This is a genomic window from Pseudomonas sp. TUM22785, from assembly GCF_028198105.1.
Classification (GTDB): Bacteria; Pseudomonadota; Gammaproteobacteria; order Pseudomonadales; family Pseudomonadaceae; genus Metapseudomonas; species Metapseudomonas solani.
The window spans coordinates 5,782,333-5,806,456 of sequence record NZ_CP116239.1 but is presented as its reverse complement, the minus strand read 5'-3'; the positions used below and the strand labels follow the sequence as shown (position 1 = coordinate 5,806,456).

24 protein-coding genes are annotated in these 24,124 nt (G+C 67.6%); 13 read left to right on the top strand and 11 right to left on the bottom strand.

Annotated features, from left to right (window positions below):
- Positions 1-2: 2 nt before the first annotated feature.
- From PI990_RS26415 to PI990_RS26405, 3 genes are read left to right on the top strand one after another with little or no spacing between them, the layout of a single operon-like run.
- Positions 3-1,067 (top strand): ATP-binding SpoIIE family protein phosphatase, encoded by a 1,065-nt coding sequence (locus tag PI990_RS26415; protein WP_271658957.1) that lies wholly within the window; start codon positions 3-5, stop codon positions 1,065-1,067.
- Positions 1,068-3,737, top strand: coding sequence for a hybrid sensor histidine kinase/response regulator (locus PI990_RS26410; protein ID WP_271658956.1), 2,670 nt, complete (start codon positions 1,068-1,070; stop codon positions 3,735-3,737).
- A 10-nt stretch (positions 3,738-3,747) separates the two neighbouring features.
- On the top strand, positions 3,748-4,851 hold the full coding sequence (locus PI990_RS26405; RefSeq protein ID WP_271658955.1) for an HD-GYP domain-containing protein: 1,104 nt from the start codon (positions 3,748-3,750) through the stop codon (positions 4,849-4,851).
- A gap of 309 nt (positions 4,852-5,160) precedes the next feature.
- Here the strand turns inward: PI990_RS26405 and PI990_RS26400 are convergent, their stop codons facing one another.
- Positions 5,161-5,613 carry a BRO-N domain-containing protein gene (locus PI990_RS26400; protein ID WP_271658954.1) on the bottom strand — a complete coding sequence of 151 codons (453 nt, stop codon included), beginning with the start codon at positions 5,611-5,613 and terminating at the stop codon, positions 5,161-5,163.
- A gap of 555 nt (positions 5,614-6,168) precedes the next feature.
- Here PI990_RS26400 and PI990_RS26395 point away from each other — a divergent pair.
- Positions 6,169-6,846: a helix-turn-helix domain-containing protein gene (locus PI990_RS26395; protein ID WP_271658953.1), complete on the top strand. Its 678-nt coding sequence runs from the start codon at positions 6,169-6,171 to the stop codon at positions 6,844-6,846.
- A gap of 743 nt (positions 6,847-7,589) precedes the next feature.
- Here the strand turns inward: PI990_RS26395 and PI990_RS26390 are convergent.
- Together PI990_RS26390 and PI990_RS26385 are read right to left on the bottom strand one after the other, a co-directional pair.
- Positions 7,590-8,474 carry a sterol desaturase family protein gene (locus PI990_RS26390; protein WP_271658952.1) on the bottom strand — a complete coding sequence of 295 codons (885 nt, stop codon included), beginning with the start codon at positions 8,472-8,474 and terminating at the stop codon, positions 7,590-7,592.
- 167 nt (positions 8,475-8,641) lie between these two features.
- Positions 8,642-8,905 carry a YebG family protein gene (locus PI990_RS26385; protein ID WP_021222036.1) on the bottom strand — a complete coding sequence of 88 codons (264 nt, stop codon included), beginning with the start codon at positions 8,903-8,905 and terminating at the stop codon, positions 8,642-8,644.
- Positions 8,906-9,174: 269 nt separating this feature from the next.
- On the opposite strand from PI990_RS26385, the gene PI990_RS26380 reads away from it, so the two are divergent.
- Complete coding sequence (locus PI990_RS26380; protein ID WP_021222037.1) at positions 9,175-9,663, top strand: phosphate-starvation-inducible protein PsiE; 489 nt, start codon at positions 9,175-9,177, stop codon at positions 9,661-9,663.
- Positions 9,664-9,685: 22 nt separating this feature from the next.
- Here the strand turns inward: PI990_RS26380 and PI990_RS26375 are convergent, their stop codons facing one another.
- The gene (locus PI990_RS26375) at positions 9,686-10,009 is read right to left on the bottom strand and encodes a DUF3509 domain-containing protein (RefSeq protein ID WP_021222038.1); all 324 of its coding nucleotides are present in this window, start codon (positions 10,007-10,009) and stop codon (positions 9,686-9,688) included.
- Positions 10,010-10,377: 368 nt separating this feature from the next.
- Between PI990_RS26375 and PI990_RS26370 the strand changes: the two genes are divergently transcribed.
- The 4 genes from PI990_RS26370 (at position 10,378) to PI990_RS26355 (ending at position 13,882) form a co-directional block, all read left to right on the top strand.
- A complete protein-coding gene (locus PI990_RS26370; protein ID WP_021222039.1) occupies positions 10,378-10,674 on the top strand; it encodes a DUF3649 domain-containing protein in 297 nt (98 codons plus the stop codon).
- A complete protein-coding gene (locus tag PI990_RS26365) occupies positions 10,671-12,194 on the top strand; it encodes a PepSY-associated TM helix domain-containing protein (protein WP_271658951.1) in 1,524 nt (507 codons plus the stop codon). The genes PI990_RS26370 and PI990_RS26365 overlap by 4 nt, the downstream gene beginning before the upstream one ends.
- The gene (locus PI990_RS26360; RefSeq protein ID WP_184487450.1) at positions 12,194-12,517 is read left to right on the top strand and encodes a DUF3325 domain-containing protein; all 324 of its coding nucleotides are present in this window, start codon (positions 12,194-12,196) and stop codon (positions 12,515-12,517) included. The genes PI990_RS26365 and PI990_RS26360 overlap by 1 nt, the downstream gene beginning before the upstream one ends.
- Positions 12,518-12,937: 420 nt before the next feature.
- Positions 12,938-13,882, top strand: coding sequence for a transposase (locus tag PI990_RS26355; RefSeq protein WP_271658950.1), 945 nt, complete (start codon positions 12,938-12,940; stop codon positions 13,880-13,882).
- 73 nt (positions 13,883-13,955) lie between these two features.
- Here PI990_RS26355 and PI990_RS26350 read toward each other — a convergent pair whose 3' ends face one another.
- The 3 genes from PI990_RS26350 to PI990_RS26340 form a co-directional block, all read right to left on the bottom strand.
- The gene (locus PI990_RS26350) at positions 13,956-16,142 is read right to left on the bottom strand and encodes a TonB-dependent receptor (protein WP_271661360.1); all 2,187 of its coding nucleotides are present in this window, start codon (positions 16,140-16,142) and stop codon (positions 13,956-13,958) included.
- Between the two features lie 468 nt (positions 16,143-16,610).
- A complete protein-coding gene (locus PI990_RS26345; RefSeq protein ID WP_271658949.1) occupies positions 16,611-17,573 on the bottom strand; it encodes a FecR domain-containing protein in 963 nt (320 codons plus the stop codon).
- Entirely contained in the window at positions 17,573-18,082 is a 510-nt protein-coding gene (locus tag PI990_RS26340; protein ID WP_271658948.1) for a sigma-70 family RNA polymerase sigma factor, read from the bottom strand. The genes PI990_RS26345 and PI990_RS26340 overlap by 1 nt, the downstream gene beginning before the upstream one ends.
- A gap of 170 nt (positions 18,083-18,252) precedes the next feature.
- Here PI990_RS26340 and PI990_RS26335 point away from each other — a divergent pair, with 170 nt between their 5' ends.
- Both PI990_RS26335 and PI990_RS26330 read left to right on the top strand, forming a co-directional pair.
- Complete coding sequence (locus PI990_RS26335; RefSeq protein ID WP_263402730.1) at positions 18,253-18,651, top strand: PA2779 family protein; 399 nt, start codon at positions 18,253-18,255, stop codon at positions 18,649-18,651.
- Positions 18,651-19,607 (top strand): PA2778 family cysteine peptidase, encoded by a 957-nt coding sequence (locus tag PI990_RS26330; RefSeq protein WP_271658947.1) that lies wholly within the window; start codon positions 18,651-18,653, stop codon positions 19,605-19,607. The genes PI990_RS26335 and PI990_RS26330 overlap by 1 nt, the downstream gene beginning before the upstream one ends.
- Before the next feature lie 456 nt (positions 19,608-20,063).
- Here the strand turns inward: PI990_RS26330 and PI990_RS26325 are convergent, their stop codons facing one another.
- Positions 20,064-20,936, bottom strand: a complete 873-nt coding sequence (locus PI990_RS26325; protein ID WP_271658946.1) for a helix-turn-helix domain-containing protein — start codon at positions 20,934-20,936, stop codon at positions 20,064-20,066.
- 150 nt (positions 20,937-21,086) lie between these two features.
- On the opposite strand from PI990_RS26325, the gene PI990_RS26320 reads away from it, so the two are divergent.
- Complete coding sequence (locus tag PI990_RS26320; protein ID WP_271658945.1) at positions 21,087-21,992, top strand: DMT family transporter; 906 nt, start codon at positions 21,087-21,089, stop codon at positions 21,990-21,992.
- Positions 21,989-22,306 (top strand): cupin, encoded by a 318-nt coding sequence (locus PI990_RS26315; protein ID WP_271658944.1) that lies wholly within the window; start codon positions 21,989-21,991, stop codon positions 22,304-22,306. Before PI990_RS26320 ends, PI990_RS26315 begins: the two co-directional genes overlap by 4 nt.
- Here PI990_RS26315 and PI990_RS26310 read toward each other — a convergent pair.
- From PI990_RS26310 to PI990_RS26300, 3 genes are all read right to left on the bottom strand, one after another.
- Positions 22,303-22,539, bottom strand: coding sequence for a hypothetical protein (locus PI990_RS26310; protein WP_271658943.1), 237 nt, complete (start codon positions 22,537-22,539; stop codon positions 22,303-22,305). The genes PI990_RS26315 and PI990_RS26310 overlap by 4 nt on opposite strands.
- Positions 22,540-22,596: 57 nt before the next feature.
- Positions 22,597-23,133 carry a GNAT family N-acetyltransferase gene (locus tag PI990_RS26305; RefSeq protein ID WP_271658942.1) on the bottom strand — a complete coding sequence of 179 codons (537 nt, stop codon included), beginning with the start codon at positions 23,131-23,133 and terminating at the stop codon, positions 22,597-22,599.
- A 241-nt stretch (positions 23,134-23,374) separates the two neighbouring features.
- A complete protein-coding gene (locus PI990_RS26300; RefSeq protein WP_271658941.1) occupies positions 23,375-24,106 on the bottom strand; it encodes a hypothetical protein in 732 nt (243 codons plus the stop codon).
- Between the last annotated feature and the right edge of the window lie 18 nt (positions 24,107-24,124).

Below are 24,124 nucleotides of genomic sequence, written 5' to 3'. Positions count from 1 at the left end.
CCATGCCCGTGGAACAGGACGCCCGCGAGGCCTGTTACCCGCTGCGCCACGAGGTCGACCTGCACCTGGCGGTGATGTCGGTGCGCCGGCTGCCGTTCCTTGCCGACCTGCCTGAGGTGGATCGGGCGATGCTCTGCACCGTGGTCTCCGAACTGGGCAGCAACATCCTCAAGTACGCCGTGAAGGGCGAAGTCACGCTGGCGCTGAACCAGGCCGAGGGGCGCCCCTGCATCGACATCGTCGCCTGCGACCAGGGGCCCGGCATCGCCGATGTGGCGCAGGCCGTGCAGGACCACTACAGCACCTCGGGCACCCTCGGGCTGGGGCTGCCCGGCGTGCGGCGGATGATGTCCGAGCTGTCCATCAGCCTGCCGCCGGAGGGCGGCACCCGGGTACTGGCGCGCAAATGGCTGGGGCCGGCGCCGACGCCGGCGCGGCTGTCCCTGCCGAAGGCCGAGGCTGGCGGCCAGGGGCTGCGGCTGGCCTGGGCCAGCGAGAACCGCCCCTGCCACCCGGAGCGGGTCTCCGGCGACCTGGCCTTCATGCGCGCGGGGCCGGACGGGGTCAGCCTGGTGCTGATCGACGTCAGCGGCCATGGCGCCTCGGCCCACCAACTGGCCCAGACCCTGGACGCGGTGTTGCAGCAGACGCCGGAGCAGGAGCCGGCACGCCTGCTGCAGGTGCTGCACCAGCACTGCATCGGCACCCGTGGCGCGGCAGCGGGGGTGGCGCTGGTCAATGGCGAACGGGGCGAGCTGAGCTACGCCGGCATCGGCAACACCCGGGTCTGCCTGCGCGGCCGCGAGCCCTGGCGCGGCGTCTCCCGCGACGGGGTGCTCGGCGAGCGCTTCCCCACGCCCCTGCTGCAACGCCGGGCCATCGTCCCCGGCGACGTGCTGATGCTGTATTCCGACGGCATCAGCGAATCGCTGAACCTGCGTGACGGCCTGCTCGACCTGGGCGCCGATCCCGCCGTCCTGGTCCACCAGGTCATCACCCACAGTGGCCGCAGCACCGACGATGCGAGCTGCATCGTGCTGCGGGCGCACGCAGGCGAGGGCGGCTAGATGCGGCAGGCGATCGGCGACATCACCCTCAGCGGCCCCGGCGCCGCGCTAGCGGCCCGGCGCAAGGTGGCGCGGGTGCTGGAATGCATCGACCCGCGGCCCACCTTCCTGGCCCCGCTGGCCGGCACCACCTCCGAGCTGGTGCGCCAGCTGGCCGCGACCCTTCCCGCCCTGCGCCTGCAGGTCTGGCTGGACGCCAGGGCCCAGGAGCTGGTGCTGGACCTGTCGGCCGAACAGCCCCTGCAGCATTGCCTGCCCGAGGCGGTGCACGGCGGCGTCCGCCTGGCCGTGCTGGCGGAGAACAACCTGGCCCTGTGCTGCCGCCTGCCCCGCTGGCCCGACGCCGAACTGCAGCAGCGCATGCGCCAGCGGTTCACCGAGCCGACCCGGGACGAGCTGTTCGCCCTGATGCAGGCGAAGAATCGCGAGCTGGAAGAAGCCTACGTGCTGGCGGAGAGCGCCACCCACGCCAAGAGCGACTTCCTCGCCAACATGAGCCACGAGATCCGCACGCCGATGAACGCCATCCTCGGCATGGCCCACCTCGCCCTGCAGACCGACCTGGACCCGCAGCAGTTCGACTACCTCAGCAAGATCCAGCGCTCGGCCCAGCACCTGCTGGGGATCATCAACGACATCCTCGACTTCTCGAAGATCGAGGCCGGCAAGCTGGACCTGGAACGCATCGAGTTCGACCTCGACCACGTGCTGGAGAACCTCGCCACGCTGGTGGGGGAGAAGGCCGAAGCCAAAGGCATCGAGCTGCTCTTCGAGATCGACCGCCGGCTGGACACCCTGCTGCTGGGGGACCCGCTGCGCCTGGGGCAGATCCTGATCAACTACGCCAACAACGCGGTCAAGTTCACCGAGCAGGGCGAGATCCTGGTTAAGGTCAGCTGCCTGGAGACCTGGCCGGAGGAGGTCCTGCTGCACGTCTCCGTGCAGGACAGCGGCATCGGCATGAGCCCGGAGCAGCAGCAGCGGCTGTTCCAGTCCTTCCAGCAGGCCGACACCTCCACCACCCGCAAGTACGGCGGCACCGGGCTGGGCCTGGCCATCTCGCGGCGCCTGGCGGAACTGATGGGCGGCGAAGTGGGCGTGCAGAGCGAGCTGGGCCAGGGCAGCACCTTCTGGTTCACCGCCCGGCTCGGCCGTGGGCGGCGCCGTGCGCGCTACCTGCCGGGGCTGGACCTGCGCGGCCGGCGCATGCTGGTGGTGGACGACAGCGCCAGCGCCCGCAACATCCTCGCCACCCTGCTCGGCAGCATGACCTTCACCGTGGACACCGCCGAGTCGGGCCAGCAGGCGCTGGAGATGATCGCCGCCGCCGAACAGGCCGGGCGGCCCTACGAGGTGGTGCTGCTGGACTGGCACATGCCGGGGCTCGATGGCATCGAGACCGGGCGCCGGCTCATCGCGCGCGGCATGACCACCCGGCCCTACCGCATCATGGTCACCGGCTATGGCCGCGAGGAGGTGTTCCGCCAGGCCGAGGGCGCCGGGTTCGACCGGGTGCTGGTCAAGCCGGTGTGTGCCTCCGTGCTGTTCGACACCCTCATCGGCCTGTTCGGCCAGCAGGCGACCGCGTTGCCCACCCGTAGCAGCGGGCCGCCCGTGCCCCAGCGCTTCGACGGCGCGCGGATCCTCCTGGCCGAAGACAACGAGTTGAACCAGCAGGTGGCCAGGGAGCTTTTGCGCCTGGTCGGGGTGGAGGCGGTGGTGGCGGAAAACGGCGCCATCGCCGTGGACATGGCCGCCCAGGAATCCTTCGACCTGATCCTCATGGACATGCAGATGCCGGTCATGGATGGGCTGGCCGCGACCCGTTGCCTGCGCGAGCGCGAGCGGGACAGCGAACGCATCCCGATCCTGGCGATGACCGCCAACGCCATGGCCGGTGACCGCGAGCGCTGCCTGGCCGCCGGCATGGACGACCACATCGCCAAGCCCATCGACCCCGAGAAGCTCTATGTCGCCCTGCTGCGCTGGCTGCCCGCCTTTGCCCACCAGGCCGAGCCGCCGAGCGAGCCGCCGGCTCCGGTCCCGGCTTCGCCGGAGCATGGGCTGGAGCCGCTGCAGGCACTGGGCCTGAACGCCGAGGTGGCGCTGCAGCGCCTGATGCACAACTGGCAGTGGTACGAAGACCTGCTGCGCAGCTTCGCCCGCCAGGGCAGCCAGCCCATGCAGAACCTGGTCGCCGCCCTCCGGGCCGGCCAGCGGGAGGAGGCGCACCGCCACGCCCACACCCTCAAGGGCATCGCCGCCACCCTGGGCGCCGAATCGCTGCGGGAACTCTCGGCCCGGCTCGAAGCTGCCGTGGCGGGCCAGGAGGAACTGGGCAGCCTGCTGCCCCTGGCCGAGGAGGGCGTGCAGGAGCAGCAGCGCCTGGCCGACGGGTTGCAGGCGCTGCTCCCGCCCGAGGAAAGCGCCCCGCCCAGCGAGGCACAGCCCGACATGCCCGGCCTGCTGGCCCGCCTGATGGTGCTGCTGGCCGAGGACGATGCCGATGCCGTGGCCCTGTTCCAGCAGCACCGGCAGTCGCTCAACGCCGCCCTGGGCGAAGCCGCCTTGGTTATCTCGGAGGCCATGACGCAGTTCCGCTTCCCCGATGCCCTGGCGCATCTGCATGAAGTCCGGGCCGCCCGGCCCGATCTGTTCAAACCGGAGTGAGGCGCTTTCGATGCTCAAGCTGATGGATCCCGACAGCAAACCCACCCTGCTGGTGGTCGACGACACACCGGAAAACCTTTCGCTGCTCAGCGCCCTGCTGTCGCCCCACTACCGGGTCAAGGTCGCCATCAATGGCCTGCGGGCACTGGACATCCTCGGCTCGGACACCCGGGTGGACCTCATCCTCCTCGACGTGGTGATGCCCGACATGGACGGCTACCAGGTGATGCAGGCGCTGCAGGACATCCCCCAGGCACGCGGCGTGCCGGTGATCTTCCTCACCGCCCAGGTGGAGGAGAGCGCCGAGGCCCACGGGCTGGCCCTCGGTGCCGTGGACTACATCCACAAGCCCATCACCCCCGCGATCGTCCTCGCCCGGGTGCGCAACCACCTGGAACTGAAGACCGCACGGGACCTGCTCTACAACCAGAACGCCTACCTCGAACAGGAAGTGGAGCGGCGCACCCGGGAGAACGAGCTGATCCAGAACATCACCATCCACTCCCTCGCGTCCCTCGCCGAAACCCGCGACAACGAGACCGGCAACCACATCCTGCGTACCCAGCACTACGTGAAGCTGCTGGCGGAGGAACTCTCCGATCACCCGCGCTTCCAGGACGAACTCACGCCCAAGACCATCGAGCTGCTGTTCAAGTCCGCCCCCCTGCACGACATCGGCAAGGTCGGCGTGCCGGACCGGATCCTGCTCAAGCCCGGCAAGCTGGAACCGGAGGAGTTCGCCCAGATGAAGAACCACCCGGTCCTCGGCAAGGAAGCCATCGTCCACGCCGAGGAGGCCCTGGGCGTGGAGGTGGAGTTCCTGCGACTGGCCAAGGAGATCGCCTGCTACCACCACGAGAAATGGGACGGCAGCGGTTATCCCCAAGGCCTGGCCGGCGACGACATTCCCCTGTCGGCCCGGCTCATGGCGCTGGCCGACGTGTACGACGCCCTCATCAGCAAGCGCTGCTACAAGGCCGCCATGCCCCACGACGAAGTGGTGCCGATCATCCTCGCGGGGTGGGGCAACCACTTCGACCCGGACATCACCGACGCCTTCGCCCGCATCCACCCCCAGTTCCAGGAGATCGCCCGGCGCTTCCACGACGACTAGGTCACGCGCGCCCACGCCGCTCTCACAAAGCGGCACGCCCGTAGCCCGGGCTTCAGCCCGGGAAGGCCGAACGGTAAGAGTCTCCCCCGGTGGGAGCGAATTCATTCGCGATCAGGTTCGTCGCACGGACTTTCGCGGTTGAAACCGCTCCCACAAAAAGCGGTATGCCGCTAACCCAACCCGTAGCCCGGGCTTCAGCCCGGGAAGACCGAATGGCAAGAGTCTCCCCGTGGGAGCGAATTCATTCGCGATTGGTTTGGCACGGAGATTTCGCGGTTGAAACCGCTCCCACAGAAAAGCGCTATGCCGCTAACCCAGGTGCACCAGGCTCGGCATGTCCTCCAGCGGCACCCAGAGTTCCCCCTGCCAGTCGAGCATCACCACCCGCGTGCCCTGCCAGGCCAGCAACACCCGGCGCGGCATGCGGCCGTCGCTCTCATGGGCATCGCGCAGCGTGGGAATCACCTGGCGATTGAGCCAGCGCTCCAGGTGCGGGTTCTCGGGGTGGCCGAAGCGCACCAGCGCCTTGTACAGGCCGGCCTCGCTGATCACATCCACCGGTTCCTCCAGGCCGCTGGCGCAGGCGAGGAACACGCGACGTGCATGGTCGCCGCCAAGGCGACGGTGCAGGGTCTGCGGATGCTGCATGCCCAGGATGCGGGCGAAATCCTCTGCGACGAACCAGGGCTGGTTGTCCAGCATCAGCGCGCGCAGCGGGCGGTTGTGGCGGTAGAAGGTGAGGGGGATAAATGCATCGTGCATGGTGAAGCTCCATCTCCGGGTACAGGAGCCGCCACTCTGTTTCGTCAAGGTAAGGGTGGCGGACCGCGCGGGGTTGACGAACCGGCGAGATGTAGACCGGCAGACCTGAGGGTCTCCCCGCGCAGTCCGCCATTGAGCGATGTGGAGGTTTGCAGGCACAAAAGGCATACGCCGCCTTCCACATGTGCCAGTGGGCACGATGCGCCATCTCTTCGGGCCGTCAACGCCCGGTCGCGGGATTGACCGCGACCGCCGGAGGATAGGGAGGGGGGGCCACTCGAACAATCGGACTGCTGGGGAGATCGTCCCGTTTGCATGTCAGAAGATGGCGATGAAAGGAGGCGGAGCGCGTGAGGTTAGCGAACCGGCAAGACGGGAACCGGCAGACCCGAAGGTCTCCTCACGCGACCCGCCATAACGCCAGGCAAATCGACAAGGACAGCACCCTAGGCAGACGCCCTTCGAACTGCAATGGGCTTGGGCTCGGCAGCTTCCTCTTGCCCTATCGGCCTCCGCCCCCAATGCTGTCCGCCCCGCAACCGGCAGGACGCCGTGATGACCGAATCCCCCTGGCAAGGCGCACTCTGGCTGGCCCGCGATTTCTGCCTGATCGACGGCACCAGCGGTGATGCCCGGCCTCACGCCCACTACGCCCACCAGGTGCTGCTGGCGCGCCAGTTGCCCCTGCAACTGCTGGTGGAAGGCGAGCCGGTGAGCGGCCAGGCGGTGCTGGTGGAGTCCATGCGCGAGCACGCACTGACCCTGCCCGGGCAGGCGCTGGTGGCCATCTATGCCGAACCCCTGGCGTTCGCTCCGCAGGCCTTGCTGGCGTTGTTGGCCGACGCCGGTACGGATCTGCACGCCCTGGCCGAACGCCTGCTGGCCGCCCCGCGCCCGGCACTGGACGCCCGCCTGCAACGGGCACTGGACGAGGTGGACGAACTGCTGGCCGACAAGGTCAGCGCCCAGGCCCTGGCCAGCCGCGCCTGCCTCTCCCTCAGCCAGCTGGAGCGCCTGTTCGGCGAACAGGTCGGCCTCTCCGTCCGCCGCCTGGTGCTCTGGCGCCGGCTGCGCCTGGCCCTGCGCTTGGCCCTCGAAGGCCAACCCCTCACCCAGGCCGCCCACGGCGCCGGCTTCGCCGACGCCGCGCACTTCTCCCGCACCATGCGCACCACCTTCGGCATCCGCGCCGACCGCAACCTCGGCAACCTGCAACTGCGTTTGATCGGTTGAGCGGAAGCATCCTGGGGCTGCCAGTGATGGGTTTCGCTGCGCTCTACGCCATCCTACGGGCCGTGCTTGCGAGGCATCGTTTTCGCGGGTTTCACCCACCCTACGACGGAGTTCATTGCGGCAGGTCGTACCTGTAGGGGCGAATTCATTGGCTCTGTCTGCGTTAGCTGTTGTGGTTTTAATGCAGACGCTCAAGCACGGCCATTTTCGGGCGCCAAAGGGTTCGTGCCACCTCCGCCGCATGGGTTTCGCTTCGCTCTACACCATCCTACGAAAGCCGCCAGCCGCGGCGTACACCCGCAGGCGATGCGCACATCAATGTGGGGATTCGAGCGAAGAACGTTGGAGCAGCCGCCAAACGCCCCTTTCAGGAGGCCGAGCGAATCGTCGTGGAAGGGGTTGAGCGACATGGATGTCGCGAGAGCCGCGATGGGCCAGGGATGGCCCTTCGCGGCGTGCCCCTGGAACGATGATGGAGCGAGGGAAGTCTGGCGATGCCAGACCCGTATGCAGGGGCGAGCGTTTTTGGTTCCTTTTAAGGCGATTGTTAAAAGGGACTCGCCCGGGGGGGGCGAAACCAGAAGCACCAGCAAAGCTCGGCAATCAGCTGGGCTCAGTTCTTCTAGCAACACTTAACGCAGACAGAGCCAATTCATTCGCCCGCTTTTCGGGACGTCGGACAGGCGTGTAGGTCGGGTGCAACCCGACGTCTGTGGCGCATGGTTTCGCGGGTTTCACCCGCCCTACGAACGCATCAACCCCTGCGGAATCTCCGGGGCGGGGTGTTCGCCCGTGCTTTCACGGAAGGGTTCGGCCAGTTGCGCGAGGTAGGCGTCGGGGTAGTCGGGGCGGCTGCCGATGCCGAGGTCGTCGCCGTGCATGCGGTAGTCGCTGTGGAAGGCGGTGCCCAGCAGGCGGTCCCAGAAACTGAAGAACAGGGCGAAGTTCACGTCGCCCGCGCGGCCGTATTTCATGTGGTGGAAGCGGTGCACCGGTGCCCAGGCGAACAGGTGGCGCAGGGCGCCGATGCGCATGTCGACGTTGCTGTGCTGGAGCAGCAGTTGCAGGGTGATGGCCAGGGCGAGGAGGGTGGCGACCTGTTCCGGCATGCCCAGCAGCAACAGCGGCAAGGTGCCGGCCAGAGCCTCGCAGCCCAGGTGCAGCGGGTGCTTCATCAGCCCGTTGAAACCGTACATGCGCTTCACGCTGTGGTGCACCGCGTGCAGGCGCCAGAGGAAGCCGATGCGGTGGCTGGCGTAGTGCATCAGGGTGATGCCCAGGTCGGCGGCGAGGATGGCGACCAGCAGTTGCAGCGCCAGGGGCCAGTGGTGGGGCCAGAACCCGATGTCGGGCAGCAGCGCCGCACTCAGGGGGATGACCAGGATGCCCAGGCAGTTGAGCCCTTCGTTGACCAGCGCGTGCAGCGAGTCGCGCAGGCGGTCGCCGTGGTTTCGGTTCCAGGCCCGTTCATAGGGCAGCCAGGCTTCGGCGAGAAAGCAGGCGGTGATGGCCGGGATCAGCAACAACAGCAACCAGGGCAAGGGCAGGTGCTCGGTCATCCACAGGGCCAGGGCGAGCAAGCCGAGGAGAAAGACCGGGGCATAGAGGCAGGCGAACAGACGGCGCATGGCGAAGCTCCTTCACAAGGGGCTTGCAGCATGCGATCGGGCGGTGGCCAGGGGCTTGAACAAACGGCGCAAGGTGTCGGCGCGGGCTTTTGCCCGGCATAAAAAAAGCCCGCTGGGGCAGCGGGCTCGGTGCAGGACGGGCATGCTTGCAATGAGGGGTGTTCGGGTCACTCGTCGGCGGGAGGGGCGTCCAGCTCGGCGAGGGCATCGGGTTGGTTCTTGAAGGCGCGGGCGAAGATGTCGCGGTTGCGGGCCATGTAGATGCCAAGCTCTTCGACCTGCTGCTCGCTCAGCGAGGGTACGGCCTTGTTCAGAACGGTGGCCAGGGATTCGGCCAGTTCGAGCATCTTGTCGTAACGGTCGGCTTCGGCTTTATCCATGAACAAGCGCTCCGGGTCGCGGCTGCTGCGGTACACCACTTCGACGGCCATTCATCACCTCTCACCTTTGAAATCGGTCTGTAAGATACTGGATGTGCGTACAGTATATGGGTCGGATTTCTCCGTCAACAGCTCTCATTCATAGGCCATGCCAGCGCCGCTGTCCTGCTCCTCGTCGCCCCCTGCGACAACCTGTCCCGTGGCGTTAGGCCGCACCCGCGCATCTCATGGGGCCGGGACCGCTGGCCTCCATCCTGCAAGGTCTGATCGTCATCCCGGTGATTCACCATCGCCACCAAGACGTACCGAGGAGCTGGATCGTGAAAATCAAATGGGCTGAAGAGTTGCGCGGCAACGTGCATGGGCTGGCCGAGTCGCTGGGCAACCTGCTGGTGGAGAGCTTCCACTACCTGGCGCTGTTCGCCATCGGGGGGATTACCGCCTGGGCGGCGGTAGTGGCATTCCTGGGGATGGTGGAGAAGGGGCACATCACGGTCGATGACATCCTGCTGCTGTTCATCTACCTGGAGCTGGGGGCGATGGTGGGAATCTACTTCAAGACCAACCACATGCCGGTGCGCTTCCTGATCTACGTGGCGATCACCGCGCTGACGCGCCTGCTGATCTCCGACGTTTCGCACCATAACCGCCCCGACGAGAGCATCGTGTATGTCTGCGGTGCGATCCTGCTGCTGGCGCTATCGATCCTGGTGGTGCGCTTCGCCTCGTCACGCTTCCCCTCGGAAGCCAGCGACAGCGTCAACCCGCGGCGCCGCCTGCAGGTCACGCGCGGCGAAGAAGAGGCCTGAGCCCGAGCGCCCGCCAGGGCGCTCAGATGCCGACGGCGAGGGGGCCGGTGACCCGCCCGGGCTGGCGGTTGGCGATGGGCGGAATACTTTTGCCGCTGGTCATCGCGCTGAGCATTTCGCCGACGTTGTGCCCTTTTTCGATCGCGATCCCGAAACGGATGCTCTCGATCACCCGCTCCAGGCGCTTCTGGTCGTTGCGCTGCGCGGGGCTGATCATGCGCCGCGCCACCACGCCGCTTTCGTCCGTGAGGGTGAGCATGATGTTGCCGTCCAGGCGCTCCAGGCTGAGGTTGACCCGGTAATCGGCCTGGAAGGCATCGGTCAGAATCTGAAAGGGGTTGTACATGGCGAGCTACCTGAGTTGTTGACGCATGGAGCGATTGACTGGGTGTGGCTCTGCAAAGTTCGATCCGTGTTGACGAACGGAAAGCCGGGCACCTGACCGGCGTCGTGAATGGCCAACTCCGGGTCGTACGCCTGCCGTTGCGTGTATCCCGCCTTCCCCCATTGCCATTGCCGAATCCAGACGCCTCCGTACGTGATCGACGAAGAATCTGCGGCAATCCTGCAGAAAGGAATTGCATTTCCTTAACAGGTGAAAATAATTCTCAGGTAGTTCTGCAGGCTCTCCGGTCTCACCCGGCCTCCAGGCCTGCCCTGCCTCCGACAACCGGCGCCACCTCCAACCGGTTGACCACTGATGAAAGGAACGACGTGAGCAAAGCCAACCCCTCCGCGCCCTGGGCCGTCGCCTCGCGCGTGCTGGCGGCGATCCTCGGCGGATATGCGGTGGCCTACGCGGCCACCGCCTTCCTCGCCGTCTATCTGCCGCTGATCCGTGCCGACCGGGTCACCTTCGCCAGCCTGGGCTGTTTCGCCGTGTACGCGGTGGCCATCCTCTACGCCTTCGGCGCCCGCTCGGCCCTGCGTGCCTGGCTGGTGCTCGGCGGCCTGACCCTGGTGCTGGCGCTCGCCGCCTTCGTCCCGGAAGGCTACGGGGTGCGCCCATGAGCCTGCGTCAATCCATGGCCGGCCTGCACACCTGGGGCGGGCTGCTGCCGTCCTGGCTGCTCTTCGTCATCCTCTTCGCCGGCAGCGTCGCCTGCTTCGACAAGGAGCTGGAACGCTGGATGCGCCCGACCCTGCACGAGGGGGGCGAGCACGCGCTGTCCATCGACCAGGTGCGTGACTGGCTGCTGGCCAAGGCGCCCGATGCCCACGCCCTGTGGATGCGCCCGCCGAGCGAGCGCGAGCCCTTCTGGTGGGCCGGCTACGAGCCGGCGGACGAGAGCGAGTTCCAGCGCTTCGCCCTCGACCCGGCCACGGGCGAGGTGCTGCCGGAAACCCTCGGCGGCAGCTTCTGGTTCGTCCTCCACTACAACCTTCACGCCGGGATGGTCGGCCTCTACATCGTCGGCCTCGCCGGCATGTTCATGCTGGTGGCGCTGATCAGCGGCATCATCATCCACCGGCGCTTCTTCAAGGACTTCTTCACCCTGCGGCCCAAGGCCAACGGCCAGCGTGCCTGGCTCGATGCCCATAACCTGTTCGGCGTGCTGGGGCTGCCGTTCCACCTGCTGATCGCCTACACCGGGCTGGCGATCTTCGTCATCTACTACATGCCCGCCGGCATGCAGGTGGCCTACAAGGGCGACACCACCACCTTCTTCAACGAGGTGATCGGCCAGTACAGCCGCGAGGACGTGAAGCGCCCGGCACCGCCGCCGGTGTCCCTCGACGGCCTGGTGCTGGACGCCAAGCAGCGTTGGGGCGGTGGCGAGCCGGGCTGGATCAGCTTCCACCACCCGGGCGACGAAGCGGCGGTGGTGGACATCCGCCGCTATGAACGCAGCCGCGTGGTGGACTTCCTCTGGACCCTCTCCTACGACGCCGGCAGCGGCGAGCTGCTGCACGAGCAGAAACCCTACCTGGCCGGCTACCAGAGCTTTGTGTGGCTGAGCAACCTGCACATGGCCCAGTTCGGCGGGCAGATCGTCCGCGCCCTGTACCTGCTGCTGGGCCTGATGGGCTGCGCCATGGTGGTGGGCGGCCTGCAGGTGTGGCTGACCAAGCGCGAGGCGCGCAGCAGCCGGGGCATCGGCCTGGTGCGTGCACTGAATGGCGCGGTGATCGGCGGCCTGCCCATCGCCAGCCTGGCGCTGCTCTGCGGCAACCGCCTGCTCCCCGCCGACCTGGCCGCTCGCGCCAGCGCGGAGGCCTATGTCTTCGTCGGCGCCTGGTTGCTGGTGGCGCTCTGGGCGGTGCTGCGGCGCAACAGCGGCCAGGTGGCGCGCGACCTGCTCGCCGTCTTCGCCCTGCTGGCCCTCGGCTTGCCGCTGCTCAATGCCTTCACTGGTGGCCAGGCCAGCCTGCTGGCCAGCGCCGCCCGTGGCGACTGGGCGCTGGCGGGCATCGACCTGAGCCTGCTCGGCTGCGGCCTGCTCTGTGCGGCGCTGGCCTGGCGTCGCTCGCAACCCCGTGCCGTGCCCGCCCCGCGCGTGCGCCGCCAACTGGCAGAGGAGGGTGCCTGATGCTGCTGCTCGGATTCGCGTTCTGCTACCTGGCCATGACGGCGCTGAGCCTGGCCATGTCCCGCCACCACAAGGTGCTGTTCCAGGGCCCGCTGCCCGAGGCGCGGGTGCGCCTGCTGCGTGTCGTCGCAGTGTTCGCCTTCGCCATCGGCCTGGCCCTGGCGGTAAGCGACCAGGGTGGCGAGATCGGCACCATCCTCTGGCTCTGCCAGGTGATGCTCGCCGCTCTGCTGGTGGTGGCCCTGCTGGCCTGGCACAGCCGCTGGGTGCTGCCCCTGGTGGCACTGCTGCCGCTGGGCGGTGGGGTGATGGCGCTGCTTTGATGGTCTGACGCTGGCGGGCCTGCGGCCCGCTTGGCGACTGAAGTCGCCCCTACAGGGGCGGCGCGGCGGGGAGGTGGTTGGCGCCGTTGGGCCTCGCTGCGCTCGGCGCCAACCTACATACAGCCCGTAGGATGGGTAGAGCGCAGCGAAACCCATGCTGTTTTGAAAGCCGGCTAAGTGCCGGCTTTTTCGCGAATGAATTCGCTTGTATGTCCTAGGGTGGAACCTGTCGGGGGGCGGAGGGAGCGAAATCGCTTCTGCAAGCCAGACCGTGGGAGATTTCTCCCGCCCCTCACCTCACTGCAAGCGCCGATAAGGAATCCATCGGCTCAGGTCCGCCCCCGAGACCGACCATATCTGCAAGCCTGCGCCATCGTGAGCCCCCGACAGGTCATTCCATCTTGGCCCTGGGAGTTCGTCATGACAATGCAGAGCACCGTAATCGGTATCGATGTCGCCAAAGACAGTCTGAGTCTGTATCGAGCAGATCTGGAGCAGGCCAGAGAGCTCATCAATGAGCCGCACGCTATCGCCACCTGGCTCAAGAGCCTGCCTGCAGGTTGCAGCCTGGCCATCGAAGCCACCAACACCTACCACGTTGCCGTCGCCACGCTGGCGCACAAACGTGGCCACAGGGTCTACGTGATCGATGGTTACCGCCTGAGCAACTACCGCAAAGGCATCGGTGGCCGGGTCAAGAACGACCTGAGCGACGCCCGCCTGCTGGCCCGCTATCTAGCCCATGAGCAGAAGCAGTTGCACCCCTGGGCGCCGCCGAGCCGCCTGTACCGCAAGCTGCAGGCCCTGTTGCACCGTCGCGCCACTCTGGTGCGAGTAACGACGGCTCTGCGCCTGAGCTTCGCCCAGGATCGCCAACTGGCGGAGGCATTGAAGCCCGTCCTGCAGCAGATGAAAGACCTGGAGCGGACACTCAACAGGGCGCTGCAATCCACGCTGAAAGAGGCCGGTTTGAGCGCGCAGGCACAACGTTGCCAGGAGATCGAAGGGGTTGGCCCGATCACCGCTGCTGCGCTGAACCTGGCCTTCCTGCGGGGTACCTTCCGCAGTAGCGATGCATTCATCGCCTTCCTCGGGCTGGATGTCCGGGTCAGGGAGTCGGGGCGCTACATCGGCCGGCGCAAGCTGACCAAGCAGGGGGATCCGGAGATACGACGGCTACTGCATAACGCCGCCATGGCCGCCAGTCGCACAGCCGCCTGGAAGGAACGCTATCAAGCTTATTTGCAGCGGGGTTTGAAGAAGACCGAGGCCCTAACGATCCTCGCCCGGAAACTGGCCAGAATCGCCTTTGCCCTGATGACCAGCCAACAGCCGTACCGACACCGGGACGCTACGGCTGGTTGACATAGAATCTCCCACGAAGTGTGGCCAACCTACACGTGTAGCCCGGGCTTCAGCCCGGGGTCTGCAAGGGGCATCAGAACTCGACGCTGTAGCTCAGGCTGTAGGTGCGGCCACGGCCGTGGTAGTCGAACAGGTCGGCAGTGGCGGCGGTGCCGTAGAACACCTGGGCGCGCTGGCCCCAGACGGTGGTGTAGTCCTTGTCCAGCAGGTTCTGGATGCCGACGTTGAGGGTGCCCACCGGCAGGACCTGGCTGCCCAGCAGATCGAAGGTGGTGTAGCCATCGATCTTGTGGTCGTTGCCGTCGAAGTTGCCGTTGGCCAGGACGTTGCCGTCGTCGCTGAGGTTGAAGCTGCGCACGGCCTGCAGGCGCAGGCTGGTTTCGCCGTTTTGCCAGCCGGCGAAGGCGGTGAGCTTGGATGGGCTGGCGGCGGTGACGTCCTGCTTCTGCCAGCGCTTGGCGATCTTCTGCTGGGAACGGATACCCAGGGCGCTGGCGCCGATCTGCCAGTTGTCGTTCAGCCAGTAGTTGGCCTGGCCTTCGAGGCCGTAGTTGCGCTTCTTGTTGTCCAACTGTTCCACCAGCAGGGTGGTGCGGTTGTAGGTGATGCTCTTGTCCGACCAGGCATAGAAGGCCGCCAGCTGGGCATCCAGGCCGTCGGCGTAGTGGCGCCAGCCGAGCTCGATCTGCTTGGTCTTGATGCCGTCCAGGGCGGAGTCCTTGACGTTGACGTGGCGGCCCAGGGTCCAGTGGTTGCCCACCAGGGTGTAGCTGCCCTGGCCGTAGTACTTGGCCGGGTCGGGCAGTTCGAAGCCCTCGGAGTAGTTGGCCCACACCTGCTGCGCCTTGCTCAGCTTGTAGACGGCGCCGGCGTTGTACAGGTCCACCTGGTAATCCTTCGAGCCGCCCGGCACCGCGTCGGCGCTGGTGCCGTTGCCCTTGCTGATCTGCACCTGCTGGGCTGCGGCGACGAAAGAGCCCACGTCGTTGCCGATGCGCTGGTGGCGGATGCCGGCGGACAGGGTCAGGTCGTCGGTGGCCTTCCAACTGGTCTGGGCGAACAGTGATTTGCTGTCGGTGTCGATGCCCGGGTAGCGGCCGATGCGCGCGTACTCATCGGCCACCAGCCCGCCGGTGGCGGCAGCGGTGGTCAGGTTGAACAGGGCCTGGTCGGAGTCGAAGCTCTCCCACTCGAAGTCGGCGCCGTAGGTCAGGCTGACGCGATCCCATTCCTTCACCAGCACGGACTTGAGGCCGAAGTAATCGGTGTCCTGCTGCGAGGCGGAGTAGTAGGAGCGCGCGGTATCGATGGCGCCGCCACTGCCGAAGGCGACGCTCGGGTAGGGCTGGAAGGCCATCTTCTCGCTGCGGTAGTAGGCCTGCAGGTAGAAGTCGTGGCCGAGCACTTCGGGCACGTGCCAGGTGGCATTGAACTGCTGGCGCTCGGTGTGCGGTTCGCGGTCGAAGCTGGCGCCGCCTTCCACCTCGAAAGGCACCTGGCCGCGCAGGCCCTGGAAGTTGCGCCCCAGGTTCACGCCCTTGTCGCCGTCGTAGCCGGAGTCGTACCACTGCATACCGAGGTTGAGGCTCTGGCCGTTGGCGAAGGCGAAGTCCAGGCTGCCCATCACGTCCACCGCCTGGTTGTACTGCAGGTCGGTCTGGGTGATGTCGAGCATCACCTGGTCGCCGTTGCCGTCGTAGGCGGCGCCGTTCTTCTGGTAGGCCACCGAGAGGCGGCCCTTGACCTGCTCGCTGCCGCCGCTCACCGACTGGGCCACGCGCCAGTCGTGGTCCTGGTGGGTTTCGAAGCCGGTGCGCACGCCGACCTCGCTGTTGAAGCGCACATCACCCGCTTCGGCGCGCTTGGTGACGATGTTGATGATGCCGCCGGTGGCGCCGCCGCCGTACACGGCACTGGCACCGGAGAGCACTTCGATGCGTTCGATGTTGAACGGGTCGATGGAGTCGAACTGGCGGCTGATGCCCCGGGAGCTGTTCAGCGACACGCCGTCGATCATCACCAGGGCGCTGCGGCCGCGCATGTTCTGGCCGTAGTTGGTGCGCCCCTGGGGGCCGATGTCCATGCCCGGGATGAGTTGGCCGAGGGCTTCCTTGAAGGGCACGCCGGCCTTGGTCTGTTCCTGCAACTGGTGGCTGTCGATCACCCACACGGTGCCTGGCAGCTCGCTGATGCTCACCGGTGCACGGGAGCCGATCACCACCTGGCGGTCGATCTCCAGGGCCGCGCCTTCGGTGGCCATGTGCAGGCTGAAGCCGCCTTCACCGGCCTCGGCGCGCAGACCGCTGCCAGCGAGCAGGCGGTCGAGCCCTTCGGCCACGGCGAACTCGCCCTTGAGGCCCTGGGTGCTGCGGCCCTGGGTCAGCTCCGGGCTGAAGGAGAGCAGCACGCCGGCTTCGCGGCCGAAGCGGTTGAGCGCGGGCTCCAGGCCGCCGGCCGGGATGTCGAAGGCCTGGCGGCGCTCGGCGCCGATCACCAGGTCCTGGGCGCTGGCAATGGCGGGCAGCCCAGCGGCGGCCAGGCTCAGGCCCAGCAGCAGCGGTTGCATGGCGCGGGCCAGGGGCGTGCGGGCGAAGCGGCGAAGGGTGGGGTCGGCGGTCATGGCGGCACTCGTTCGGGAGAGGGAAAGGGGGGTTGCCTTCCCTGTCACGCGAGGCCGGGAAAAAGGTTCAGGTGGATGAAAAAAGTTTTCGCGGTGCCGGTGCGCGGCTCAGGACGCGGCCCTGGGGTGCACGCTGATCCAGTAGCGGGTGACGCTGCGCACCTCCACCGGCAGGGTGCGCGGCAGCATCGCGAGGATGCTGTCGGTGTGGTCCAGCGGGTAGGTGCCGGAGAGGCGCAGGTCGGCGATGGCCGGGTCACAGCCGATGCGCCCGTGGCGGTAGCGGCCCAGTTCGGCGAGGAAGTCACCCAGGCGCATGGAGCTGGCCACCAGCATGCCGTTGATCCAGGCCACGCTGTTTTCGTCCGCCGCCTGGGCCGCACCGCTGCCACGGGCGTCGAGGTTGAGGCGCTGGCCGGGTTGCAGCGCCAGGCGCTGGCCATGGCTGAACACCTGGGCGTCGCCGGTGAACAGGCTGACCTGGCTGCGGCGCTTCTGCAGGCGCACGGCGAGGCGGCCGCCGTGGAGCAGGATCAAGCCCTGGGGCGTTTCCACCCGCAGTGGCCGCGCCTCGTCCACGGCCTCCACCAGCATTTCGCCCTGGCGCAGGTGGAGCAGGCGCTGGCGCGCGTCGAAGCGGATATCCAGCGCGCTGTCGGTGTTCAGTGACAGGGTCGAGCCATCGGCCAGGGTCAGGTTGCGGCGCTCGCCCACGGCGGTGCTCTGGTCGGCGCGCAGGGCCAGCAGCGGGTCGCTTTCGCGCATCGCCAGGGTGCCGCCACCGGCGATCACCAGCAGGGTGAGCAGCTTCAGCGCATCACGCCGGCTGCGCGAGGAGGGCGCATCCAGGGCGGCAAGAGCGCTGGGGGTGTTCAGCCCGCGCAGGCCCTGGTTGACCGACTCGATGCGCTGCCAGGCACGCTCATGCTCCGGGTCGGCGGCGCGCCAGCGTTGCCAGGCGTCCTGGCGCTGGCGCGAAGGTGTGCCGCCTTGCAGCTCCACCAGCCACTGCACCGCCTGGGCGGCGATGGCGGGGGCGATGCGTTGTTCGCCGGGCTTGCGCAGGGCCATCAGAGGCACTCCGCGAAATAGCAACGTTCAGCGGCCTTGGCCATGTAGCGCTTGACGCTGGAAAGGGAGAGGCCAAGCTGCTCGGCGATCTCGACGTAGGTGCGGCCGTCCACCTGGGCCAGCAGGAAGACCTTCTTCGCCAGCGGGGCCAGGCCGTCGAGCAGGCGGTCAAGCTCCATCAGGGTTTCCAGGATGATGGCGCGGGTTTCCTCGCTGGGCACTTCCTCTTCCGGCAGCGCGGCGAGGGCCTGCAGGTAGGCGCGCTCGATGTCCTGGCGGCGGTAGTGGTTGGCCAGCACGCGCTTGGCGATGGTGGTGAGGAAGGCGCGCGGTTCGAGGATGCGGTGCGCCTCGCGCCCCAGCAGCACCTTGAGGAAGGTGTCCTGGGCCAGGTCGGCGGCGCTCTGCGGGCAGCCGAGCTTGCGCTGCAGCCAGTTCCGGAGCCAGCCGTTGTGGTCGCTGTAGAGCTTGTGCAACGCCTGCTCGGGGGCGGCCTGGCTGCTGGTCAAGGAAGGCTCCAGGAGGGGATTGGGGTTGGATCAAATAGGAATGCTTCGCATTCTATTTGTGCCGTGGCCGTTGCGCAATGCGGCCGTGCACCCCACTTGATCGGTGGGTGGAACCCGGGAAGCGAGGCGCGGGTCAATCGATCACAACAACATGATCCAGGAGAACCACCATGCTCAGTCCCGCCACCAACCGCCGACTCGCCGCCGTGCTGGTCGCCAGCCAACTCACCTTCTTCGCCCAGGTACCGCTGGCCCAGGCCGCCATGATCGGCACGCCCCAGGCGCTGCAGGAACAGCAGCAACAGGTCGACCGCGCCCAGCTGCGCGGCATGCTGGATAACCAGGACGTGCAGAAGAAGCTGCAGGAGTACGGCGTGCCCCGTGAGCAGGTGGAGGCGCGTATCAACAGCCTCACCCCCGCCGAGCTGGCGCAGTTCAACCAGCAGCTGCAGCAGGAGCCCGCCGGTGCCGGCATCGTCGGCATCATCGTGCTGTTCCTGGTGATCTTCATCATCACCGACATGCTCTGCGCCACGGACATCTTCAGCTTCATCAAATGCATCCGTTGATGCGCCTGCTGCGGCCGGGGCTCCTCGCCCTGGCCGTGCTTCTCACCGGTTGCGCCAGCGGCCCGCTGCTGCCGCCGCAGAGCGAGCGGCTGCCCGAGCGCATCGAGCTGGTGGACGTGCCCTTCTACCCGCAGGAGGACTACCAGTGCGGCCCGGCGGCGCTGGCCACGGTGCTGGTGCACCGCGGCGTGACCACCTCGCCCGAGGCGCTGGTGCCCAAGGTCTACCTGCCCGAGCGGCGCGGCAGCCTCAAGCTGGAACTGGTGGCGGCGGCGCGACAGAGCGGCATGCTGGTCTACCCGCTGCAGCCGAGCCTGGATGCCCTGCTGGCCCAGGTGGCGGCGGGCAACCCGGTGCTGGTGATGCAGAACCTCGGCCTCGACTGGTACCCGCAATGGCACTTCGCGGTGGTGGTCGGCTACGACCGCGCCAAGGACGAGCTGGTGCTGCGCTCGGCCACCACGCGGCGCTGGGTCACCGACCTGCGCAGCTTCGATCGCACCTGGGCCCGCGCCGAGCGCTGGGCGGTGGTGACCCTACCCCCCGAACAACTGCCGGCCGAACCGCGCCTGGAAGCCTGGATGCAAGGCGCCAGCGACCTGGAGCAGACCGGCCAGCACGAGCGCGCCGAACGCGCCTACCTAACCGCTTCCGGCCACTGGTACCGCGAGCCGCTGCCGCTGTTCGCCCTGGCCAACGCGCGCTACACCGAGGGTGACCGCGACGGCGCGGAGAAGGCCCTGCGCGAAAGCATCGCCCGCAAGCCGGACTACGCCCTGGGCTGGTTCAATCTCTCCGAGCTGCTGGCCGAACGTGGTTGCCCGAGCCAGGCCGGGCAGGCCCGCGCCTGCGCCCGCCAGCTGGCCCCGGACGACACGCGCATGGCCGCACCCCTCGGTGACGCAGCCAAGGCCGGCGGCCGGTGTGAAGCCCTGCCGGCATGTGGGGGGCAATGATTTCCCTGTAGGGGCGAATTCATTCGCCCAGTTCGGGTGGGCTTCAGCCCACCGCTTCGGATTTATTCGAGCCCGGCTGGTTACCGAGTTCTGTGGATGCTTTCCGTTTCGCCCCCCCGGGCGAGTCCCTTTTTTCAATCGTCGGGATGCCGAACCACAAAAAAGGAACCAAAAACGCTTGCCCCATCATCCGGCCCCGGCTTCGCCGGGGTTCCTTCACTCCATCGCCGCTCTGGGGGCCGGCGCGATGGGCCATCCATGGCCTGGCGCGCCTCTCGCGGCATCCATGCCGCTCGTCCCCCGGCGCAACGACTGCGTTCAGCCTCCTGGAGGGGTGTTGGCGGCTGCTCCAACTTTCTTCGTCCAACGCATCTCCACGTGGTGCGCACGGACTTTCGTAGGATGGGTAGAGCTCCGCGAAACCCATCACGTCGGTGCCACCAGGAGGCCCGTCGCTTACCCCATCGCCGCCCGATAGTCCCCCGGCGTGCCGCCGACCGCGCTGCGGAAGCGGTTGCTGAAGTGGCTGGCGCTGGCGAAGCCACAGGCCAGGGCGACCTCGCCCAGGGGCAGGGCGGTGCGGGCCAGCAGGTGGCGGGCGTGGGCCAGGCGGCGGGCGAGCACGTACTGGTGCGGCGGCAAGCCGAAGCTTTCGCGGAACATCCGCGCGAAGTGGTATTCCGAAAGCGCCGAGAAGGCCGCCAGCTCACCCAGGCTCAGCGGCTCGGCCAGGTGGGCGTCGATGTACTCCATCAACCGCTTGCGCACCGCCGGGGCCAGGCCGCCCCTGAGCTGCGGGCTCTGGCGCAGGCCGACCTGGGTCAGCAGGGTGTGGCCGAGCATCTCGTGGGCCAGGCTGCTGGTGAGCATGCGTTCGCCGGGTTCGTTCCAGTCGAGCTGGATGAGGCGGTGGAAGCGCGCGGCCTGCTCGGCGTCGTCGAGGAAGGTCGCTTCGCGCATCTGCAGCTCGCGGGGTTCGCGGTCGAGCAGGGTGACGGCGGCGTGGGCGAACTGCGCCGGGGCGATGTATAGGTGCGCCAGGCGGATCTCGCCGTTGATCACCCAGGAGGACTCGTGCCCGGCAGGGAGGATGCACAGCTTGTCCGGCGCGCCCTTGGTGTCCGGGCGCTCGCGGCGGAAGGTGCCGGTGCCGCCGGCCAGGTAGCAGGACAGCGTGTGCAGGCGGGTGCCCTGGTAGTCGCGGGCGTCGTGGTGGTTGCTCCACAGCGCAGCGCCCATGCCATCGCCCAGCTCGGCGGCATGCTCCAGGCGGGCATGGGGCGAGCTGGCGAGGGACTGGAAGACCTGGTTCTGCAGGAGTGACGACATGCGCGGGGCAACCGGGTGGCTTGGGTGACCATGCTAGCGCGGGCGCCCGCGCGACGCAGCGGGGCGGCGCGGATAAGCGCAAGTTTTTGCAAGCGCGCCGACGGGCTGCGCGGGAGACTGGCCCCTCGATGCACCACCCGGATGACCGCCATGAACCTCTCGCTGTACCTGCTCACCGTCCTGATCTGGGGCACCACCTGGATCGCCATCAAGCTGCAGATGGGCGAGGTGGCCATTCCCGTGTCCATCGCCTACCGCTTCGCCCTGGCCGCCGTGGTGCTGTTCGCCATCCTCCTGCTCAGCCGCCGCCTGCAGAAGCTCGACGGCCGCGCGCAGATGATCTGCCTGGCCCAGGGGCTGTGCCTGTTCTGCGTCAACTTCATGTGCTTCTACACCGCCAGCCAGTGGATCCACAGCGGGCTGATCGCCGTGGTGTTCTCCACCGCCACCCTGTGGAACGCGCTGAATGCGCGGGTGTTCTTCGGCCAGCGCATCGCTGCCAACGTGCTGGCCGGCGGTGCCCTCGGCCTGGCCGGGCTGGCGCTGCTGTTCTGGCCGGAACTGGCCGGCCACCAGGCCAGCCGTGAAACCCTGCTGGGCCTTGGCCTGGCGCTGCTGGGCACGCTGTGCTTCTCCGCCGGCAACATGCTCTCCAGCCTGCAGCAGAAGGCCGGCTACCGGCCGCTGACCACCAACGCCTGGGGCATGTTCTATGGCGCCTCGCTGCTGACCCTGTGGTGCCTGGCCAGCGGCACGCCCTTCGGCATGGAGTGGAACACCCGCTACCTCGGCTCGCTGCTGTACCTGGCGATCCCCGGTTCGGTGATCGGCTTCACCGCCTACCTGACCCTGGTCGGGCGCATGGGGCCGGAGCGCGCGGCCTACTGCACCGTGCTGTTCCCGGTGGTGGCGCTGAACATCTCGGCCTTCGCCGAAGGCTACAGCTGGACGGCCCCGGCGCTGCTCGGCCTGGTGCTGGTGATGGCCGGCAACCTGCTGGTGTTCCGCAAGCCCAAGGCGCCGGTGGCCGCCGCGCCCCTGGGGAGCCGCGCATGAGCCAGCGCGTGGTACGCAGCCGCGACTTCACCGCCGAGCGCGCCTGGGGGGCGCTGGATATCGCCAACCTCGACGGCACCACGGTGCGCCTGCACTGGACCGACCAGCCCTACATCTGGCACGTCAACGACGGCAGCGAAGTCTTCGTGGTGCTCAATGGCGAGGTGGAGATGCGCTACCGCGAGGGCGGCGAGGAGCACGCGGTGCTGCTGGGCGTCGGCGACCTCTTCCATGCCGGCCCCGGTTGCGAGCATGTGGCCCATCCGCGTGGGGCGGCGCGCATTCTGGTGGTGGAGCGCGAAGGCAGCGTCTAGCGCGCCTCGTCGGCCTTCTTCGCCCCGCGCATGTTCATCGCCGCCAGGCACAATTGCAGCACGATCAGCGCCCAGGCCTGGGCATGCAGGCCCCAGGTTATCCACAGGGCGTTGCTGGCCAGGAACACCCAGAAACCTACGTGCCGGCGCGACGGCTTCTTCGAGCCGATCAGCCAGGCGGCGGCCACCGTCACCAGCATTGCCGGCCATTGCAGCAGGTCGAGATAGTCCATCGATTCCCCCTTGTTCTCTTTTTAGTGAGGCGGGGAGGGCGACGGTTCCAACGTTTTTCAGGCGCCCAGGGGCTGGCTGAAGAACAGCGCGACTTCCTCGGGTGCGGTCTCGCGCGGGTCGTAGAGGGCGGTGTTGAGGCCACTGAGGGCGAAGCCGGATTTCAGGTAGAAACCGATGGCCGGGTGGTTGCTGCTTTGGGTCTCCAGCCACAGGCAGCGCGCGTCGCTGGCGCGGGCGAAGGCGGTCGCCTCGTCCAGCAACTGCCGGCCCAGCCCCTGGCCCTTGTGGGCCGGCGCGACGAACAGCGCGCTCAGCTCGGCGCTGCGGTTCCATTCCTCCAGCCGTACGCAGGCGAACCCCGCCAGGCTGCCGTCCTCGGCCACGGCGGCGAGGGCGAAGTCGGCGTTCTCGACATCCTCGGCGAACCCCTCGGCGTCATAGCGCTTGCGGAAGGGCTCCGCGCGACGTTCCTCGACCAGCGCAAAGGCCAGGCCCTGCCGCTCCACGCGGTAGAGCAGGTGGGTGTCGTAGCCGGCATCGAAGGCGCTCAGGGCTTCGGCGTCGCGGGGGAACTCGAGGGGGCGCAGGTGCATGGTGTCCGTTCCGATGAGGGAGGCTGGGATTCTAGTGGGATCGACCTGCAACTGTGAGGGGGCGTGCCTCGGGGGGAGGTTGGTATTCGGGTGAGCGCCGCATGGTGGATGCAAAGAGCGGCATCCACCCTACACACCGGTGAGGTTCGAGCGGGGGAGCTGGGCGTAGGTTGGCGCCGAGCGCAGCGAGGCCCAACGAGGCGGGGTTCGGGTCCGCTGCGTTGGTAGGGGCGGTGAGGTGTCAGTCCAGCAGGCAGGCGAGCAGGTCGGGCGGCACGCTGGGTGCTTCCTGCTCGAACAGCGTGCGGATGATCGTGCTGCGCTTGCCGCTTGGAGTGGTACCGACGAAGTAGCTTTTCACGGCATAGCCCTGCTGGTCGGATTCCAGGAGGAAGCTCATGGGGCCAAGGCGTTCGTATTCGGCCTCCACCAGCAGCCAGCCATTGCGGTGGGCCAGCCTGGTCAGGCGCTTCATCGCGACCTTCTGTTGGCCATCCTCGGCGAGGCGTTGCCCGATGGCGTCGAATGCCTGGGTGTAGGCGCTCGGTGATTCACGGCGAGGGCAGGTGGGGTCGGGCGGTGGTGGCGGTGCCTTCTCGGCGATGACCCACTCGGGCTCGTGGCTCCGTCCCTTGCGTGGCTCCGTGCTGATCAGGCCCAGGTAGAGGGTCGAGGCCTCGTCACCGAGGGTCACGATTTCCTGGCGGCTGGCCAGCAGTGTGCCGTCGTGGGCCTTGCAGTCGACGCGGACGGTGTATAGATCGTCGCCGAATGGCGACACCATCATGCCGTCGTAAAAGGTGGCCTCATGGATTTCTGACGAGGATGACTTCCCCGTCGAGTTTCGAATGAACGACTCGCATTTGGAGCGCGCGAACAGCCGGGGTTCGATGGTGCCTTCCACCGTGACAATGGCATCGCACCCCGCGAGTGTCGCGGCTACCAGCGCCAGCGCCGTCAGTCTTCCCTGCATTTTGCCGCTCCTTATCCA

Excerpts from the sequence above, each read along its gene's own strand:
- PI990_RS26415 (WP_271658957.1), top strand. The coding sequence starts at position 3 with ATGCCCGTGGAACAGGACGCCCGCGAGGCCTGTTACCCGCTGCGCCAC.
- PI990_RS26410 (WP_271658956.1), top strand. The coding sequence starts at position 1,068 with ATGCGGCAGGCGATCGGCGACATCACCCTCAGCGGCCCCGGCGCCGCG.
- PI990_RS26405 (WP_271658955.1), top strand. The coding sequence starts at position 3,748 with ATGCTCAAGCTGATGGATCCCGACAGCAAACCCACCCTGCTGGTGGTC.
- PI990_RS26400 (WP_271658954.1), bottom strand. The coding sequence starts at position 5,613 with ATGCACGATGCATTTATCCCCCTCACCTTCTACCGCCACAACCGCCCG.
- PI990_RS26395 (WP_271658953.1), top strand. The coding sequence starts at position 6,169 with ATGACCGAATCCCCCTGGCAAGGCGCACTCTGGCTGGCCCGCGATTTC.
- PI990_RS26390 (WP_271658952.1), bottom strand. The coding sequence starts at position 8,474 with ATGCGCCGTCTGTTCGCCTGCCTCTATGCCCCGGTCTTTCTCCTCGGC.
- PI990_RS26385 (WP_021222036.1), bottom strand. The coding sequence starts at position 8,905 with ATGGCCGTCGAAGTGGTGTACCGCAGCAGCCGCGACCCGGAGCGCTTG.
- PI990_RS26375 (WP_021222038.1), bottom strand. The coding sequence starts at position 10,009 with ATGTACAACCCCTTTCAGATTCTGACCGATGCCTTCCAGGCCGATTAC.
- PI990_RS26365 (WP_271658951.1), top strand. The coding sequence starts at position 10,671 with ATGAGCCTGCGTCAATCCATGGCCGGCCTGCACACCTGGGGCGGGCTG.
- PI990_RS26360 (WP_184487450.1), top strand. The coding sequence starts at position 12,194 with ATGCTGCTGCTCGGATTCGCGTTCTGCTACCTGGCCATGACGGCGCTG.
- PI990_RS26355 (WP_271658950.1), top strand. The coding sequence starts at position 12,938 with ATGACAATGCAGAGCACCGTAATCGGTATCGATGTCGCCAAAGACAGT.
- PI990_RS26350 (WP_271661360.1), bottom strand. The coding sequence starts at position 16,142 with ATGGCCACCGAAGGCGCGGCCCTGGAGATCGACCGCCAGGTGGTGATC.
- PI990_RS26345 (WP_271658949.1), bottom strand. The coding sequence starts at position 17,573 with ATGGCCCTGCGCAAGCCCGGCGAACAACGCATCGCCCCCGCCATCGCC.
- PI990_RS26335 (WP_263402730.1), top strand. The coding sequence starts at position 18,253 with ATGCTCAGTCCCGCCACCAACCGCCGACTCGCCGCCGTGCTGGTCGCC.
- PI990_RS26330 (WP_271658947.1), top strand. The coding sequence starts at position 18,651 with ATGCGCCTGCTGCGGCCGGGGCTCCTCGCCCTGGCCGTGCTTCTCACC.
- PI990_RS26325 (WP_271658946.1), bottom strand. The coding sequence starts at position 20,936 with ATGTCGTCACTCCTGCAGAACCAGGTCTTCCAGTCCCTCGCCAGCTCG.
- PI990_RS26320 (WP_271658945.1), top strand. The coding sequence starts at position 21,087 with ATGAACCTCTCGCTGTACCTGCTCACCGTCCTGATCTGGGGCACCACC.
- PI990_RS26315 (WP_271658944.1), top strand. The coding sequence starts at position 21,989 with ATGAGCCAGCGCGTGGTACGCAGCCGCGACTTCACCGCCGAGCGCGCC.
- PI990_RS26310 (WP_271658943.1), bottom strand. The coding sequence starts at position 22,539 with ATGGACTATCTCGACCTGCTGCAATGGCCGGCAATGCTGGTGACGGTG.
- PI990_RS26305 (WP_271658942.1), bottom strand. The coding sequence starts at position 23,133 with ATGCACCTGCGCCCCCTCGAGTTCCCCCGCGACGCCGAAGCCCTGAGC.
- PI990_RS26300 (WP_271658941.1), bottom strand. The coding sequence starts at position 24,106 with ATGCAGGGAAGACTGACGGCGCTGGCGCTGGTAGCCGCGACACTCGCG.